Origin of the sequence: Streptococcus sp. 2018037 (genome assembly GCF_019754195.1) — a bacterium.
GTDB classification, from domain to species: domain Bacteria; phylum Bacillota; class Bacilli; order Lactobacillales; family Streptococcaceae; genus Streptococcus; species Streptococcus hashimotonensis.
This window is the reverse complement of the sequence record NZ_JAIJZQ010000007.1, coordinates 21,664-39,996: the sequence shown is the minus strand read 5'-3', so window position 1 is coordinate 39,996 and position 18,333 is coordinate 21,664. Positions and strand designations below refer to the sequence as shown.

Here is an 18,333-nt window from a genome sequence, read left to right as displayed (position 1 = left end):
TTGTCAAAAACAAAAGAAAAAAGCCTTTGAAACGTTGATTTCATAGGCTTTCTGTATGTTGTCTTATTTAACCTCAGTAAAAATCACGTGCTTACGCAATTTTGGTGAGTATTTTTTCAATTGAAGACGGTCTGGAGTGTTACGTTTGTTTTTTGAAGTAAGGTACAAACGCTCACCAGATTCTTTGTGTTCAAGTGTAATATTTACGCGCATGGTATCTCCCTTCTATTATTCAGCTGAAGCAGCCTTAGCGATTTTACGTCCTTTGTAGTATCCTTTCAAAGATACACGGTGAGAACGTGAGTAATCTCCAGTAGTTTCATCAAATTTCACAGTTGGAGCTGCTACTTTATAGTGAGTACGACGTTTGTTTTTCTTCGCTTTTGAAGTGCGACGTGCAGGTACTGCCATTTCTTTCTTCCTCCATTAAATTCAGGGCTTAGCCCCTTTTAAATCTAAAATAGTGCGTATGACTTTCGTCAACTTTAACAGTATAACAAAAGTTTTTTGTAAAGTAAAGTTACTTGACAGATTTTTTTAAAAATTTTACCAAATTTTATTCACCTAAATTCCCATCGAAAGAAATTTTGCTATAATGTTCAAAAAGATACAAAATTTACTTGACAGCATATATATATAATGGTTATAGGACGAGTTCCAATTATTTAATAAATATAAGGAGAACTGTATGAAAACAGTTGGGAAGTTTTTCGCGAAAAAGTTGGCTAGCCTTTTGGTCTTGCTACTGGTTGTTGGTCTAGGAGTCTTCTGGTTCAGAAATAGTATCTTTGCTTGGTTCCAGGGAACCCATAAGGTTCAATATGAGTTCGTCATTAAGAAGTTTGAAGCGGAAAGCAAGCTGGTTGTAGCAGGTGCCGAGGTGGATACGACTGCCAACCAGACCTTTGAAAACAATAAATTAAAAGATTGGCCAGACTGGACTGAGCCTATTACCAAGCTCTTTGTTGGACGTGAAATGTCTGTTGATATTCCTGTGCAGACTGAGTTCAAGTTGGTCTTGGAAGGGATTGGTCAGTCAGATGTTCAGATTCAAAACAATACCTTAACCTTCAAGAAACCTGTTCTTGTCGAAGTTGATTCTCAGCAACATGGAGCAATCAAAATCAGCAACAATAGCAATGGTCTTATAGATAAGGCAGTGGATGCTTTCACCTCTGGACAAAAGGCACAGGAATTTCTAAATGATAAATCCCAAGAAGCTATTTACAAGACAAGTGAGAAAGTATTGAATGACGCAAAACGCCAAGAAAAAGTGGCGGCCTTTGCAGAAACAGCCTTAGAAAACCTCCTCAATCTGAATTCAGAAGAAAAACTTGAGGTTGAGATTGAAGTGGCCGACTTGAATTTCCAAATTGTGGATAAGAAATAGTTCTTTTAAACAAGGTCATGTCAGTAGACATGGCTTTTTATCTGCTCTGCCATTTCCAAAAAAGCCCAAAATATGATAAAATAAAGGGCAATATTTAGAGAAATGAGAAAGTCCATGAAACTACAAAAACCAAAGGGAACACAGGATTTACTACCGCAGGATTCTGCCAAATGGCAGTATGTGGAAAACTTTACCCGCAGCATTTTCAAGCAGTACAATTACGCTGAGATTCGCACACCAATCTTCGAGCATTATGAGGTGATCAGCCGTTCGGTTGGCGATACGACAGACATTGTGACCAAGGAGATGTACGATTTCTATGACAAGGGAGAGCGTCATATCACCCTCCGTCCAGAAGGGACGGCACCGGTTGTTCGTTCTTATGTAGAAAACAAGCTCTTTGCTCCAGAAGTGCAAAAGCCAGCTAAGTTCTATTACATGGGTCCAATGTTCCGCTATGAGCGTCCGCAGGCAGGTCGTCTCCGTCAGTTCCACCAGATTGGTGTGGAGTGCTTTGGTTCCAATAACCCAGCGACAGACGTAGAAACCATTGCTATGGCCTATCACTTCTTTGAAGAGTTGGGAATCAAGGACATCCGCCTCCACCTCAACAGTCTGGGCAATCCAGAGAGCCGTGCCGCTTATCGCCAGGCTTTGATTGACTATCTGACGCCGCTCAAGGACCAGCTTTCCAAGGATAGCCAGCGCCGTCTAGAAGAAAATCCTTTGCGTGTGTTGGATTCCAAGGAAAAAGAAGACAAGGTTGCAGTGGAAAATGCACCGTCCATCTTGGACTATCTAGATGAGGAAAGTACTGCTCACTTTGAAGCGGTTAAGACTATGTTGGACAGCTTAGGCATTGCTTATGTGATTGACACCAACATGGTGCGTGGTTTGGACTACTATAACCATACTATTTTCGAGTTTATGACCGAGGTAGGTGGCAACGACCTGACCATCTGTGCCGGCGGTCGTTATGATGGTTTGGTGACCTACTTTGACGGACCTGAAACACCAGCTTTTGGCTTTGGCATGGGGATTGAGCGCCTCATCCTAGTCCTTGAAAAGCAAGGCATCGAGCTCCCTCTCGACACCCAGCTAGATGTCTACATCGCAGTTTTAGGTCAGGAGGCCAATGGCGGAGCGCTCGAGTTGGTTCAAGCCATCCGCAAGCAAGGTTTCCGTGCAGAACGTGACTATCTGGACCGCAAGCTCAAGGCCCAGTTTAAGTCAGCAGATGTCTTTGGAGCTAAGGCCATCATTACCCTGGGTGGCAGCGAAATCGAATCTGGACAGGTTGTGGTTAAAAATAACCAGACAAGAAGTCAAGTTGAAACAAGCTTGGAAGCACTCAAAACAGATTTTGCAAGTATTTTAGAAGAATTGGAGAAGCAGTAGTCTAGGCTGCTTCTTTTTTGTGGTTTTAGAAGCCATGAAAAAAGAAGCGATTGGGCAATCACTTCTTGAAAATAGTGGAGAATGAATTAGTGTGAGTGGCAGAAGTCTAAGACCATACGACCTTGGATAGTGCCAGCAACCATTTCATTGAAGACTGCTTCGGCATCTTCGACAGGACGTTTTTGAACGACTGGAACAACTAGTCCCATAGCACCGAAGTGGAAGGCCTCTTCTAAATCTTTACGAGTACCAACTAGTGAGCCGACTACCTTGATACCGTCTAGCACAGTCTTCACGATACTGAGGTCCATGTATTCAGATGGAAGTCCTACAGCTACTACATATCCACCAGCACGAACACTGTCAATAGCTTGGTTGAAGGCTACTTTGGAAACAGCTGTTACAACAGTAGAGTGTACACCGCCACCAGTAATTTCTTTAATATATCCAGGAACATCTTCTACTTCAAGTCCGTTGATCGTCACATCTGCACCAACTTCTTTGGCGAGTTCCAATTTATCATTATTGATGTCTACGGTGATAACATGAGCGTTGAAGACTTTTTTAGCGTATTGTACAGCAAGGTTTCCGAGTCCACCAGCACCATAGATAGCAATCCATTGACCTGGTTCCAAGTGTGCTTCTTTGATAGCTTTGTAGCAGGTTACGCCAGCACAGGTGATAGAACTTGCTTGAGCTGGATCAAGACCTTCTGGTACTTTTACCGCATAGTCAGCAGTTACGATACATTGCTCAGCCATACCACCGTCAACAGAGTAGCCGGCATTTTTAACAGTACGGCAAAGGGTTTCCCGACCAGTTGTACAATATTCACAAGTGCCACAACCTTGGAAGAACCAAGCAACACTCACACGATCGCCAACTTTTAAGCTAGTCACATCTGGAGCAATTTCAGTCACAATACCGATACCTTCGTGACCAAGAACGCGACCAGGAACCTTACCAAAATCACCATTGGCAACGTGGAGGTCAGTGTGACAAACACCACAGTACTCAATTTGGACCAAAGCCTCACCAGCTTCGAGTGGACGAAGTTCCTTATCGACAACGACAACACCAGTAGATTCTGGATTTACAACGACTGCTTTCATAAGCAGACCTCCTGTTTTAATATTTTATGTACATTTTTGGATGTGTTAATATAGTTGCTTTATATTGTTAAGAATATCACAATGTAGACAAAAATGCAAGAGTATAAAAGAAGGGACAAATGAATATAAAATTGAAAATTATCAAGTAATTACTACAATATTTTCAAAAAAATCTATTTACTTGGAAGCGTTTTCTTGATAAACTAGTATCGTAAATGTTAGAGAAAGAATAAATGATAAAGATTTGTCTTACTTTATGTATTTTTTGACCAAACAAAGCAGAAACAAATCCGAATGTTTTCTGAAAACAGGAAAAAGTAAGCGCTTTCTATAACAAAACAGAAAAAATGTGAAAAAATTAACAATTTCTCTTTACAAATAAAATAAAAAATAGTAGAATAACATTGTGAAAAAGTTAACAAATAGTTAGCGAGTATATTTGGAGGAACACAATGGCTGATAAAAAAGTAGTATCACCAGAAGAAAAGTTGGTAGAAGCGCGCAAGCACGTCGATGAGCTTGTTCAAAAAGGTTTGGTTGCTCTTGATGAGTTCCGTAAACTCGGTCAAGAAGAAGTAGACTATATTGTAGCGAAAGCTTCGGTTGCAGCCCTTGATAAACACGGTGAATTGGCAATGCACGCCTTTGAAGAAACCAAGCGTGGGGTATTCGAAGACAAGGCTACTAAGAACTTGTTTGCCTGTGAGCACGTTGTCAATAACATGCGCCACACGAAAACTGTTGGTGTTATCGAAGAAGATGAAGTGACAGGTTTGACTTTGATTGCTGAGCCGGTCGGTGTTGTTTGTGGTATCACACCAACAACAAACCCAACTTCTACAGCAATCTTTAAATCATTGATTGCCTTGAAGACACGTAATCCAATTGTCTTTGCCTTCCACCCATCTGCACAAGAATCTTCTGCTCATGCAGCTCGTGTTGTCTATGAAGCAGCTGTGGCAGCTGGTGCCCCTGAAAACTGTATCCAGTGGGTAACAAAACCATCTATGGAAGCAACGTCTGAGTTGATGAAACATGATGGTATTGCAACAATCCTTGCAACTGGTGGTAACGCAATGGTGCGTGCAGCTTACTCTTGTGGTAAACCTGCCCTTGGTGTAGGTGCAGGTAACGTTCCAGCCTATATTGAAAAATCTGCAAACATCCGTCAGGCAGCACATGACATCGTTATGTCTAAGTCATTTGACAACGGTATGGTCTGTGCGTCAGAACAAGCAGTTATCATTGATAAAGAAGTTTACGATGAGTTTGTAGCAGAATTCAAATCTTACAAAACTTACTTCGTTAATAAGAAAGAAAAAGCTCTTCTTGAAGAATACTGCTTCGGTGTGAAAGCTAACAGCAAAAACTGTGCAGAAGGCAAATTGAATGCGGACATCGTTGGTCGCCCAGCTGCATGGATTGCTGAGCAGGCTGGCTTCTCAGTACCAGAAGGTACAAACATCTTGGCAGCTGAGGTTGCTGAAATCGGTGAAAAAGAGCCATTGACTCGCGAGAAATTGTCACCTGTTATTGCCGTCTTGAAAGTTGATGGTCGTGCAGAAGGTCTTGAAGCAGCTCGCCAAATGGTTGAATTCCACGGTCTCGGTCACTCTGCAGCTATTCATACGGAAGACGCAGAATTGGCGAAAGAGTTTGGTACAATCGTACGTGCTATCCGTGTTATTTGGAACTCTCCATCTACTTTCGGTGGTATCGGTGATGTTTACAACGCATTCTTGCCATCATTGACACTTGGTTGTGGTTCTTACGGACGCAACTCAATCAGTGATAACGTAAGTGCTATGAACTTGCTCAACATCAAGAAAGTAGGAAGACGTAGAAATAATATGCAATGGTTTAAAGTTCCTTCTAAAACATACTTCGAACGTGATTCTATCCAATATCTCCAAAAATGTCGTGACGTTGAACGTGTCATGATCGTTACAGACCGTGCCATGGTAGAGCTTGGATTCCTAGATCGTATCATCGAACAATTGGACCTTCGTCGTAATAAAGTTGTTTACCAAATCTTCTCAGACGTTGAGCCAGATCCAGATATCACAACAGTTTATAAAGGTACAGAATTGATGCGTACCTTCAAACCAGATACAATCATCGCACTCGGTGGTGGTTCACCAATGGATGCTGCCAAAGTTATGTGGCTCTTCTACGAGCAACCAACAGTTGATTTCCATGACCTAGTTCAAAAATTCATGGATATCCGTAAACGTGCCTTCAAGTTCCCAGAACTTGGTAAGAAATCTAAGTTTATCGCGATTCCAACTACATCAGGTACAGGTTCAGAAGTAACACCGTTCGCCGTAATCTCTGATAAAGCAAACAACCGTAAATACCCAATCGCTGACTACTCATTGACACCAACTGTGGCAATCGTTGACCCAGCACTCGTATTGACAGTACCTGCACACGTTACAGCAGATACTGGTATGGACGTATTGACTCACGCTACAGAAGCATACGTTTCAACAGTAGCAAACGACTTTACAGATGGTTTAGCACTTCAAGCTATCAAACTAGTATTTGAAAACCTTGAAAGCTCAGTGAAGAATGCTGACTTTGTATCACGTGAGAAAATGCACAACGCATCAACTATGGCAGGTATGGCCTTCGCCAACGCATTCCTAGGTATTTCTCACTCAATGGCTCATAAGATTGGTGGACGTTTCCATACTGTTCACGGTCGTACAAACGCTATCTTGCTTCCATATGTTATCCGCTACAACGGTACTCGTCCAGCTAAGACAGCTACATGGCCTAAGTACAACTACTATAAAGCAGATGAAAAATACCAAGACATCGCTCGTCTTCTAGGCTTGCCATGTTCAACACCAGAAGAAGCTGTTGCTGCATACGCACAAGCAGTTTACGACCTCGGTGAACGCATCGGTATCCAAATGAACTTAAAAGCACAAGGTATCGACGAGAAAGAACTTAAAGAACACTCTCGCGAATTGGCTCTTCTTGCCTACGAAGACCAATGTACACCAGCTAACCCACGTCTAGCAATGGTTGACCACATGCAAGAAATCATCGAAGACGCCTACTACGGTTACAAAGAACGTCCAGGTCGCATCAAGTAAGGATTTTCGTCACGATACATCGTTAAAGCTCCTTGCCTAACTTTAGTTATGTCTACGTTGCTTTGCCTCGTCTCGTTTAGAAAATCATTCCTTGATGGTTTAGCTTCGCCTTCGCCGCCTATACTCTCTTAGGAAAAACTGATTTCAAAATGTATATGCAAGTGTTTGTTAACAAATCATTTCTTAATAATCCTTGTATAAACAATTGGACTAGCCTCCAAAACTTTCTCAACACCAGCTTACGTGAGTAGGTTGGTGTTTTTGTGCATGAATAGTTGATTAATAAATGTTGATAAGGTAAAGGTCATTGCGAAATCTGACTTTACTAGTCTATATTGGTAATTTATGCGTTTGAAGTTGTGTTGTATGTTGGGGGAGAAAATATCCATAGGGACAGGGTTCTCTAGCAATTGAAAAAATGGTATACTAATACTAGTTTTTAGTAAATTGAGGTAATGATGATGTCAGAGCAAGCACAAAGACAGGAACTTCACCGGAAAATATGGGCGATTGCAGATAAGGTACGAGGAGCAGTAGATGGTTGGGATTTCAAACAGTACGTCTTGGGAATTCTGTTCTACCGTTTTATCAGTGAGAATTTTAAAAATTACATCGAGGGTGGAGATCCAGATGTAGATTATGCTAATTTCCCAGAGGGGCAGATTACAGATGTCATCAAGGATGATGCAGTCAAAACCAAGGGATATTTTATCTATCCGTCGCAGTTATTTTCAAATGTGGTGAAACAGGCTAGAGGTAACGAAAATCTCAACACGGAGTTGAGGAAGATTTTTGATGCCATTGAGGATAGTGCGGTTGGCTATGACAGTGAGCATGATATCAAGGGCCTCTTTGATGATGTTGACACGCGGAGTAACCGTCTGGGCAATTCCGTTGCGGAAAGAAATCAGCGTTTGGTGGATATTTTAGAAGAGATTGCTAATCTTGATTTTGGGGATTTCGAGGACAACAAAATCGACCTATTTGGTGATGCTTATGAGTTCTTGATTTCAAACTATGCCTCGAATGCTGGTAAGTCAGGCGGGGAATTTTTCACCCCTCAAAGCGTGTCCAAGTTGCTGGCTAAGATTGTCATGCTGGGGAAAGATGAGAAGAATAAGATTAACAAAATCTACGACCCTGCGTGTGGTTCAGGCTCTCTCTTGCTTCAGGCCAAGAAGCAGTTTACCGAGCACATTATTGAAGATGGGTTTTATGGGCAGGAAATCAATATGACCACCTATAACCTGGCTCGGATGAATATGTTTCTTCACAATATTAACTATGATAAATTTAGCATTGAGCGTGGCAATACCCTGCTGGACCCCAAACATGGCAACGACAAGCCTTTTGATGCCATCGTGTCCAACCCACCGTATTCTATCAAGTGGATTGGCAGCGATGATCCAACCTTAATCAATGATGATCGCTTTGCACCAGCTGGGATCTTGGCTCCCAAGTCCAAGGCTGACTTTGCCTTCATCATGCACAGTCTTTCCTATCTTTCGTCAAAAGGCAGAGCAGCCATCGTGACCTTCCCTGGTATTTTTTATCGCGGAGGTGCGGAGCAAAAAATCCGGAAGTATTTGGTAGACGGAAACTTTGTGGAGGCTGTTATTCAGCTACCAGACAATCTCTTTTTTGGAACCTCTATTGCCACCTGTATTCTTGTTTTGGCTAAAAATAAGAATACGACAGATACACTCTTTATCGATGCCAGTCGGGAATTTAAAAAAGAAACCAATAATAACATCTTAACCGAAGACAATATCCAGAATATTTTAGATGGATTTGACAAGGGAGAAGATAAAGAATACTTTGTTTCAGTTGCATCACATGAGAAGATTGTCGAAAATGATTACAACCTGTCTGTTTCGACCTATGTAGAAAAGGAAGATACGCGAGAGAAGATTGACATCGTTCAGTTGAACAAAGATATTGCTGAAACTGTGAAAAATATTGACCGTCTGCGTGCTGAGATTGACAAGATTGTGGAGGAGTTGAGTCATGACCAATGATATCATCATCTACACAACAGATGACGGCAATGTATCAATCGAACTTCATCTGGACAATGGGACAGTCTGGCTGACCCAGTTGGAGTTAGCGGAACTTTTTCAGACTTCCAAGCAGAATATCAGCAAGCATATTAAGGCTATTTTTGAGGACGGAGAACTTGATGAAAAAGTGGTTGTCAACTACCAGTTGACAACCACTCAACACGGGGCAATGGCAGGCAAAACCCAGAGCCGAAAAACTGCTTACTACAATCTGGATATGATACTGGCTATCGGCTACCGAGTACGGTCACCTCGTGGGGTACAATTTCGGAACTACGCTTCAACGGTTTTAAAAGAGTACTTGATCAAAGGTTTTGCTATGGACGATGACCGTTTGAAAAATTTGGGCGGCGGGTCTTATTTCAAGGAACTCCTTGACCGCATTCGAGACATTCGTTCAAGCGAAAAAGTGTTTTATCGTCAGATTTTAGACTTGTTTGCGACCTCAAGTGACTATAATGCAAGAAGTAGTGAAGCCCAGCAATTTTTTGCAACGGTGCAGAATAAGTTGCATTACGCCATTCATCACCATACCGCAAGTGAACTGATTTACACTAGAGTAGATAGTGAGAAGGAATTTATGGGCTTGACGACCTTCAAGGGTGACTTGCCAACTTTGTCGGAGGCTACAGTTGCCAAAAATTATCTGACCGAGCAAGAGTTGCAAGGTCTCAATCAGTTGGTATCGGGGTATTTAGATTTTGCCGAGAGGCAGGCCCAACGTCAGATTGTCATGACCATGGCAGACTGGATTCAGCACGTAGATCGGATATTACAGGCAACGGGTGAGGACCTCCTGACCCATGCAGGAACTATATCCCGCGAGCAGATGACGGAAAAAGTCAGTCAAGAGTACCGAAAATATAAAGCCAAGACCCTCAGTCAAGTTGAAAAAGACTACCTAGCCCACATCAAACACCTAGAAAAAACAGCTCAAGAGGGGGAGAAAAAATGACCAAAATAGAAGAAATGATAGCTGACCTCTGCCCTAATGGTGTAGAGTGGAAAGAGTTGGGGGAAGTGTGTGTTGTTAATAAGGGAAAACAATTAAATAAGACTTTCTTAGTTGATGACGGTCAGTACCCTGCTTATAATGGGGGAAAGACCTATTCTGGTAGAACGGATAGTTATAATGTAACGGAGAACACAATAATTATAAGCCAGGGAGGAGCTTCGGCAGGATTTGTTAACTTTGTGACAACGAAGTTTTGGGCAAATGCACATTGCTATTATTTATTGCCAGATATTACACGAGTTAATAATAGATATTTGTACCATTTTTTAAAAATGAAACAATCTTATTTAATGGATTTCCAACATGGTGCAGGTATTCCAGCTTTAAAAAGTGATAAAATCACAAAAATGCTTCTTCCGTTACCTCCCCTAAAAATTCAAGAAAAAATTGTGAAAATACTTGACAAATTCACGGAATATGTTACAGAATTAACCGCAGAATTGGCCGACCGCCAAAAGCAATACTCTTTTTATCGTGATAAACTCCTCTCTTTTGAAGATGAGGTTTATCAAGTTGAGTGGAAGACTTTGGGGGAGGTGGGGCTTCCAACAGAAAATATTTCTTGGAAAAGTCATGGAGAACAATGTTTTTCTTATATTGATCTCTCATCTGTTGATAAGGATAGTAAAAAGATTACGGAAACAACAGAAATTACTAAGTATACTGCACCAAGTCGAGCTCAAAAAATTGTTAAAGAAAATGATATTATTTTTGGGACCACACGACCAACATTGAGGAGATATGCTAAAATCCCTCTCGAATTTGATAATCAAATTTGTAGCACGGGTTTTTATGTATTTAGAGCCTCTGATGAGGTTCTGCCCAATTATATATATCATATTTTGGGCTCTAATGCTTTTAATAACTTTGTTGAAGAAAATCAAAGTGGAGCTAGTTATCCAGCGATTTCAAATAGTTTAGTAGAACAATATAAACTACCAGTGCCAAGTAAGAAAGCTCAATCTCGCATCGTCGAGGTCCTTGACAACTTTGATGCAGTTTGTAACGATCTCAATATCGGACTGCCCAAGGAGATTGAGCTACGCCAAAAACAGTATGAATATTTTAGAGAAAAACTCTTGACATTCACCGCCGAAGGCGTGTATCCTGGACAGTGGACAGTGGACAGTGGACAGTGAGCGGGGAGCGTCCGACCTAATTCGCCTCTTGCAGTGGGTCTTTGGAACTATACGGGTAGAGTTGGGGGCAATCTGCACCTTTACTCGTGGAAATGGCCTTCAGAAGAAAGATTTTACAGAAGAGGGTTACCCCGTTATTCATTACGGTCAGATTTACACTCGCTATGGCTTTTCGACGGATAAGACAATTTCTTTCACCGACCAAAGTGTCTTTGCTAAATTAAAGAAAGCTCAGCCAAGGGATATTGTCATGGCGACAACTTCCGAAAATGTTGAAGATGTTGGCAAGGCAGTTGTTTGGGAAGGGAATGAAGAAGTAGGGATTTCGGGAGATGCTTATATAGCGAAAACTACTCAACACTCAAGATTTTTGAATTACTTCTTTAAGTCCATTCACTTTCAAGGACAAAAAGAGAAAAAAGTCACAGGAACAAAAGTTATTCGTATCAATGCTAAAGATATGGAGAAATTCATTATCAACTTACCCTCTCTCTCAACTCAAAAACGTATCGTTGCTATTCTCGACAAATTCGATGAGTTAACAACTTCGATTTCTCAAGGTTTGCCAAAGGAAATTGAACTGCGTCAGAAGCAATATGAGTATTGGTCGAATAAATTATTTAATTTGATTTCCTAATTACATTTTGTTATAATTATAGATGCCTATAAGAAAGTGCTTATAGTAAAAGAGATTTTATCACGATTTGTGGTATACTATTCTTGTTGAGATACATTCACGCTCGTTCTCAGATTTCATCTGCCGGTGAACAATATGGAAACAAGAATGTTGCAACTGTTTCTCTGAACGTTCAGAGGTTGCAACCTCTTCCAACAAATATCTCGTGGTTCATACATCAAGCATCCACTGCCATAGGAGGAATAATTATGTCACAATACATCTTTGACATTAATATTCAACTAACGTTAACCATAGATTTGAATTTTTTACTCGGTGCTTAAGAAAAGAAGTGTGCAATATGATGTCAGTAACTTAGGAACACCGACCTAAAGACTCATATTGCTCCTTTTGTTTTATAACTATATGCCTAAAACCCGTACATATAATACTAAACAATATAAACATATTGATAGGAAAATCTCTTTTGATAAAGTAAAAAACTATGTCCTGAACCCCTTATGTGTAGCAAGACATAGTTTTTTGCCGTTTATTCATTATGATCTTGTAATAAAAAAATATATAAAACAACTTGCGGATGGAGAAACTAAAGGTATTGTAAAGGAAAAGAAACGTTCTATTTATTATGCTGGACATTTGGATAGTTATATTTATCGTTACTATAGCGATATGTTGAATGAAAAATATGATATCTGGTCGGGAGAAAACAATATCGACGATTTATCCGTCGCTTATAGGATAAATAAGCCATCACAATCAAATATACATTTTGCGGCAAAGGCGATATCAAAAATCGTTGAGTGTGAAGCTAGTCTCATAGTTATTGGGGATTTTGAAAGTTACTTCGATACATTAAATCATTTTTTGCTGAAAAAACGTCTAGCGAGGGTGCTAAAAGTGGATTGCCTTTCTGAAGATTGGTACAATGTTTTTAAGTCAATTACAAAATTTGGTTACTTATCTAAGGAGATATTAGAGCGAGAGACGACTGGGGAGAAGGGAGCCTATTTCCATAATCTTCAAGAGTTTAGAAATTATAGAAAAGTTCATAAAATTCAGTATAATAAAAAATTATTTGGTATCCCTCAAGGTAGTCCCATTAGTGGAGTTTTGGCTAATGTTTATGCAGTCGACTTTGATATAGAGATGAATAGCATAGCAATTCAATACAATGGTTTTTATCAAAGATACTCTGATGATTTTATATTGGTTTTACCGTTGAAAATAGATGATAAATCTACAATTAATGATTTTAAAGACACTATTCTAAAAAGAATAGAAATGTTATCTAGTCTCAATGAAATTAGTATCCAGAAAGAAAAACTAAAGTGTAGACTGTTTTGTCAAAGGGAAGTACAAGATGTTATCCAGTTCAAGGCTAGTCAAATAGATTATTTAGGTTTTACATTTAATGGAATTGATGTCAAAATTAGAGAGAAAAGTATTGGCAAATTTTATCGTGATGCAAAAAAGCTCATACAAAAATCCTATGTGATAAAGCGAAGAAAGTCCCTTAAAAAGCTACCCAATAGACATAAAATATATTCTCTTTATACTGATTTTGGAAAATCAGAACGATATAGAAGTAACTTTATTGATTATGCCAAAAGAGCACAGAGGGTGTTTGATAAAATATCTCCTAATACTAATAATCTGATGATGGAACAACTTAAGAACAGGAAAAAAATCATTGAGAAAGCCTTAAAATATAAAATACATTCTAAGATATAGTACAAAATATAGAAGTTCTATAGAGAGTTTATTGATTTAGAAATGAACATAGAAGGAGAAGATATGTCCGAATTCATTCAAACAGACCCGATTATCGAATCCAACAATTTCATCGTTTTGGACAAGTATGTGAAGTCAGTACAGCCCAATCATTATCAGACAGAAGCTGATTTGGAGAGGGAGCTGATTAGCGATCTACAACAGCAAGGCTATGAGTATCTGAACTACCTGACTACTCCGGAAGTCTTGTTGGGAAATCTTCGGGAACAGATGGAAACGCTCAATCGTGTTAGCTTTACGGATGCGGAGTGGCAACGGTTTTTGGATGAGTATTTGAATAAACCAAGCGAGAGTTTGATTGATCGGACGCGTAAGCTTCATGATGATCACGTCTATGACTTTATTTTTGATGACGGGCATATTCAAAATATTTACCTGTGGGATAAGAAAAACATCAGTCGAAACAAATTGCAGATCATTAACCAGATGAAGCAGACCGGTACGAGTGCCAATCGGTACGATGTGACCCTTTTGGTCAATGGGTTGCCCTTGGTTCAGATTGAGTTGAAAAAACGTGGAGTTGCCATTCGGGAGGCTTTTAACCAGGTTCATCGCTATAGTAAGGAAAGTTTTAACGAAGAAAATTCCCTCTTCAAGTACCTGCAACTCTTTATTATTTCAAATGGGACAGATACCCGCTACTTTGCCAATACGACCAAGCGGAATAAGAATTCCTTTGATTTCACTATGAATTGGGCCTTGAAGAATAATAATCCGATCAAGGATTTGAAGGACTTCACAGCAACTTTCTTAAGCAAGCAGACCTTGTTAAATGTCTTGATTAACTATTCCGTTTTTGATACCAGTGATACCTTGTTAATCATGCGTCCTTATCAGATTGCGGCAACTGAGAGGATTATCTGGAAAATTCGCTCTGCTATTGCTTCAAAAATCAAGAGTGGACCGGAAACAGGTGGCTATATCTGGCATACGACTGGATCTGGAAAGACCTTGACTAGTTTTAAAGCGGCACGCTTGGCGACGGAGATGGCCGAAGTGGACAAGGTCTTTTTCGTGGTGGACCGCAAGGACTTGGATTATCAGACCATGAAGGAGTACCAGCGTTTCTCGCCAGATTCGGTCAATGGCTCCAATAGTACTGCAGGGCTCAAGCGAAATATTGAAAAAGATGACAATAAAATTGTGGTGACCACCATTCAAAAGCTCAATCATTTCATGACAAGTGAGCAGGAGCACGAAATCTATGACAAGCAAGTGGTTTTCATCTTTGATGAGTGTCACCGCTCGCAGTTTGGAGAGGCCCAAAAACGCCTGAAGCAAAAATTCAAGAAATATTGTCAATTTGGCTTTACAGGGACACCGATTAAGGTGGAGAATGCTTTAGGTGCAGAAACCACTCAATCTGTCTTTGGAAAAGAACTCCATTCTTACGTTATCACGGATGCCATACGGGATCAGAAGGTCTTGAAATTCATGGTGGATTACAATGATGTCCGCCCACAATTCAAGGCCTATGAAACAGAGCAGGATTTGGAAAAGTTGAGTGCTGCTGAGACCAAGAAAGCTCTTTTACACCCAACTCGCATCTCAGAAATTTCCAGCTATATCTTGGAGCATTTCAATCAAAAAACACATCGCCAGTCAGGAAAAGGCTTTAATGCTATGTTTGCCGTTTCGAGTGTTGAAGCTGCCAAAGCCTATTACCAGGAATTGCAGGAGCAGCAAGCAGGACGAGAAAAACCACTAAAAATCGCGACGATTTTCTCTTTTGCGGCTAACGAGGCCCAGGCTGCGATTGGGGAAATTGATGATGAGAATTTTACTCCGAATGACTTACCAGACCTCAGCAGTAAGGAATTTTTAAGTCGTTGTGTGCATGATTACAATGACCTGTTTCAGACCAATTATACCATCAACGGCAATGATTTCCAGAATTATTACCGTGACTTAGCCAAGCGAGTGAAGACGGGTGAGGTCGATTTATTGATTGTAGTGGGAATGTTCTTGACAGGTTTTGATGCCCCTACTTTGAATACCTTATTTGTGGATAAAAATCTCCGCTATCATGGTCTGATTCAGGCCTTTTCACGAACTAATCGGATTTATGATGCAACTAAGTCTTTTGGCAATATCGTAACATTTCGAGATTTGGAGAAGGCGACGACAGATGCGATCAAGCTCTTTGGAAAAACGGAAACAGCAGAGGTCTTGTTGGAACGCTCCTATAAAGATTACTTAGATGGTTATGTCGATGCTGGCGAGCAAGAAGCGGGTTACTTGGCTGTTGCACAGGAGCTCCTGGAGCGTTTTCCAGATCCAAGAGAGATTGTCAAAGAAAGTGATAAGAAAGCCTTTGTAGATTTGTTTGGGAAGTTTTTGAAGTTGGATAATATTCTCCAAAACTACGATGACTTTGTGCGATTGCAGGCTGTTCAGATGGTTGATTTTGAAAATCCTGAGGAAGTAGCTGCTTTTCAAGCAAAATACCGGATGGAGATTGAAACGATGGAAGAGCTGGCTCAGCTTCCTATACCGACAGTTCGGGAAATTCAGGACTATCGTTCCGCCTACAATGACATCAGAGATTGGTATACCCGAGAATGCCAAAATCAGCAAGACAGCAAATCAACAGTAGATTGGGATTCGGTGGTTTTTGAGATTGAGTTGTTGAAATCACAAGAGATCAATCTGGATTATATCTTGGAATTGATTTTTGAAACCAATAAAACAGTGTCGGACAAGGACGCTTTGGTAGAAGAAATCATACGGACAATTCGTGCCAGTCTTGGTAATCGAGCCAAGGAAGACTTGATTGTAAAGTTTATTCGTCGAAGTGATTTGGATAGTTTTGTGGATAAGACGGATATTATCGAAAAATTCTTCCTCTTTGCTCGGGAGGAACAGAAAAAAGAAGTTGCCGAGCTTATTCAAAAAGAAGGCTTGAATGAAGAGAGTGCCAAGCGGTATATTCAACTTTCTTTGAGGAGGGAATATGCCAGTGAAAATGGGAATGCTCTCAACGAAACCTTGCCAAAGATGAGCCCCCTCAATCCTCAGTATCATACGAAGAAGCAGACTGTTTTCCAAAAAATCAGTGCCTTGGTTGAAAAATTTAAGGGGATTGGTGGAAGTATCGACTAAGCAAACCGGACATCTGTTCGGTTTTTTGGCTTATCTTTCACAATTTTCTGTCAATTTGTGGTAGAATAGAAAAAATAGATTTTTACGGGGAATATTATGACACTAGTTTATCAATCAACACGTGATGCAAAAAATACTGTATCGGCTAGTCAGGCGATTTTACAGGGCTTGGCGACCGACGGTGGTTTGTTTACACCGATTTCTATTCCAACAGTTGACTTGGATTTTTCTGTTCTCAAAGATGCTTCTTATCAAGAAGTTGCCAAGCTGATTTTGTCGGCTTTCTTAGATGATTTCACGGCAGACGAGCTGGACTACTGTATCAACAATGCCTACGACAGCAAGTTTGACACGTCAGTTATTGCCCCAGTTGTTAAGCTCAACGGTCAGTACAACTTGGAACTCTTCCGTGGCTCAACCATTGCCTTCAAGGACATGGCTCTGTCCATCCTCCCTTACTTGATGACGACGGCGGCTAAAAAGCACGGTTTGGAAAATGAGATTGTCATCTTGACCGCGACTTCAGGCGATACAGGCAAGGCGGCTATGGCTGGTTTTGCGGACGTTCCTGGCACGCAAATCATTGTTTTCTACCCACGCGACGGGGTGTCTAAGGTCCAAGAATTGCAGATGACCACGCAGACAGGGGCTAATACCCACGTGGTGGCCATTGACGGAAACTTTGACGATGCCCAAACCAACGTCAAGCATATGTTCAATGATGAGGCCCTTCGTGCCAAATTGGCGGCTAAGAAACTTCAGTTTTCATCTGCCAACTCCATGAACATCGGCCGCTTGGTGCCACAGATTGTTTACTATGTCTATGCCTATGCTCAACTGGTTAAGACTGGTGAGATTGCGGCGGGAGACAAGGTCAACTTCACCGTTCCGACAGGAAACTTCGGTAACATCTTGGCGGCTTACTACGCTAAGCAGATCGGTCTGCCAGTTGGCAAGCTCATCTGTGCTTCCAACGATAACAATGTCCTAACCGACTTCTTCTCGACGGGCGTTTACGACAAGAACCGTACCTTCCGCGTGACCACCAGTCCGTCCATGGACATCTTGGTGTCTTCTAACTTGGAGCGGTTGATTTTCCACCTCTTTGGCAATGACGCTGCAAAAACAGCTGAGCTGATGGAAGCCTTGAACACAGCTGGTCAGTATGACATTCAAGGAGCTGACGCGGATATCCTCTCTCTCTTTGCTGCCGCCTTTGCGACAGAAGAAGAAACCGCTGCGGAAATCAAGCGTGTCTATGAGGAGTCAGACTACATTGAAGATCCACACACGGCTGTTGCCTCAGCTGTCTATAAACAGTATGTGGAGCAAACAGGTGACCAAACTCCGACAGTGATTGCTTCTACAGCAAGTCCGTACAAGTTCCCAGTGGTTGCGGTTGAAGCTGTGACAGGCCAGTCAGGCTTGACTGACTTCGAAGCCCTTGCCAAATTGCATGAGATTTCAGGTGTAGCCCTACCACCAGCTGTGGACGGCTTGGAAACTGCACCAGTCCGCCACAATACCGTTGTTGCAGCTGCAGATATGCAGGCTGAAGTAGAGCGCTATCTGGGTGTCTAATATC

13 protein-coding genes are annotated in these 18,333 nt (G+C 41.1%); 10 read left to right on the top strand and 3 right to left on the bottom strand.

All coding sequences use genetic code 11. The annotated features are described in order from the left end of the window. Positions 1 to 63 precede the first annotated feature (63 nt). Both rpmG and rpmF read right to left on the bottom strand, forming a co-directional pair. A complete protein-coding gene (rpmG, locus tag K5Q29_RS04155) occupies positions 64 to 213 on the bottom strand; it encodes a 50S ribosomal protein L33 (protein ID WP_002262412.1) in 150 nt (49 codons plus the stop codon). Positions 214 to 228: 15 nt separating this feature from the next. After that, on the bottom strand, positions 229 to 411 hold the full coding sequence (rpmF, locus tag K5Q29_RS04150; RefSeq protein WP_002937589.1) for a 50S ribosomal protein L32: 183 nt from the start codon (positions 409 to 411) through the stop codon (positions 229 to 231). A 277-nt stretch (positions 412 to 688) separates the two neighbouring features. Between rpmF and K5Q29_RS04145 the strand changes: the two genes are divergently transcribed. Further along, the gene (locus K5Q29_RS04145; protein WP_044761781.1) at positions 689 to 1,390 is read left to right on the top strand and encodes a hypothetical protein; all 702 of its coding nucleotides are present in this window, start codon (positions 689 to 691) and stop codon (positions 1,388 to 1,390) included. 114 nt (positions 1,391 to 1,504) lie between these two features. Then, positions 1,505 to 2,788 carry a histidine--tRNA ligase gene (gene hisS, locus K5Q29_RS04140; protein WP_105139355.1) on the top strand — a complete coding sequence of 428 codons (1,284 nt, stop codon included), beginning with the start codon at positions 1,505 to 1,507 and terminating at the stop codon, positions 2,786 to 2,788. Between the two features lie 86 nt (positions 2,789 to 2,874). Here the strand turns inward: hisS and adhP are convergent, their stop codons facing one another. Further along, positions 2,875 to 3,900, bottom strand: coding sequence for an alcohol dehydrogenase AdhP (adhP, locus tag K5Q29_RS04135; protein WP_105139354.1), 1,026 nt, complete (start codon positions 3,898 to 3,900; stop codon positions 2,875 to 2,877). A gap of 452 nt (positions 3,901 to 4,352) precedes the next feature. Between adhP and adhE the strand changes: the two genes are divergently transcribed. The 8 genes from adhE to thrC all read left to right on the top strand — a co-directional run bounded on the left by adhE (position 4,353) and on the right by thrC (position 18,329). Next, positions 4,353 to 7,004, top strand: coding sequence for a bifunctional acetaldehyde-CoA/alcohol dehydrogenase (gene adhE / locus K5Q29_RS04130; protein WP_024411929.1), 2,652 nt, complete (start codon positions 4,353 to 4,355; stop codon positions 7,002 to 7,004). Between the two features lie 461 nt (positions 7,005 to 7,465). Next, positions 7,466 to 9,022: a type I restriction-modification system subunit M gene (locus tag K5Q29_RS04125; RefSeq protein ID WP_105139380.1), complete on the top strand. Its 1,557-nt coding sequence runs from the start codon at positions 7,466 to 7,468 to the stop codon at positions 9,020 to 9,022. Beyond that, positions 9,012 to 10,019: a virulence RhuM family protein gene (locus tag K5Q29_RS04120; RefSeq protein WP_105139353.1), complete on the top strand. Its 1,008-nt coding sequence runs from the start codon at positions 9,012 to 9,014 to the stop codon at positions 10,017 to 10,019. The genes K5Q29_RS04125 and K5Q29_RS04120 overlap by 11 nt, the downstream gene beginning before the upstream one ends. Further along, on the top strand, positions 10,016 to 11,218 hold the full coding sequence (locus K5Q29_RS04115; RefSeq protein ID WP_221877011.1) for a restriction endonuclease subunit S: 1,203 nt from the start codon (positions 10,016 to 10,018) through the stop codon (positions 11,216 to 11,218). Before K5Q29_RS04120 ends, K5Q29_RS04115 begins: the two co-directional genes overlap by 4 nt. A 28-nt stretch (positions 11,219 to 11,246) precedes the next feature. Continuing rightward, positions 11,247 to 11,855 (top strand): restriction endonuclease subunit S, encoded by a 609-nt coding sequence (locus K5Q29_RS04110; RefSeq protein ID WP_136670765.1) that lies wholly within the window; start codon positions 11,247 to 11,249, stop codon positions 11,853 to 11,855. Positions 11,856 to 12,260: 405 nt separating this feature from the next. After that, entirely contained in the window at positions 12,261 to 13,586 is a 1,326-nt protein-coding gene (locus K5Q29_RS04105; RefSeq protein ID WP_172699662.1) for a reverse transcriptase domain-containing protein, read from the top strand. Positions 13,587 to 13,649: 63 nt separating this feature from the next. Continuing rightward, positions 13,650 to 16,748: a type I restriction endonuclease subunit R gene (locus tag K5Q29_RS04100; RefSeq protein ID WP_105139350.1), complete on the top strand. Its 3,099-nt coding sequence runs from the start codon at positions 13,650 to 13,652 to the stop codon at positions 16,746 to 16,748. A 96-nt stretch (positions 16,749 to 16,844) separates the two neighbouring features. After that, entirely contained in the window at positions 16,845 to 18,329 is a 1,485-nt protein-coding gene (thrC, locus tag K5Q29_RS04095; protein WP_105139349.1) for a threonine synthase, read from the top strand. The last annotated feature ends 4 nt before the right edge of the window (positions 18,330 to 18,333 follow it).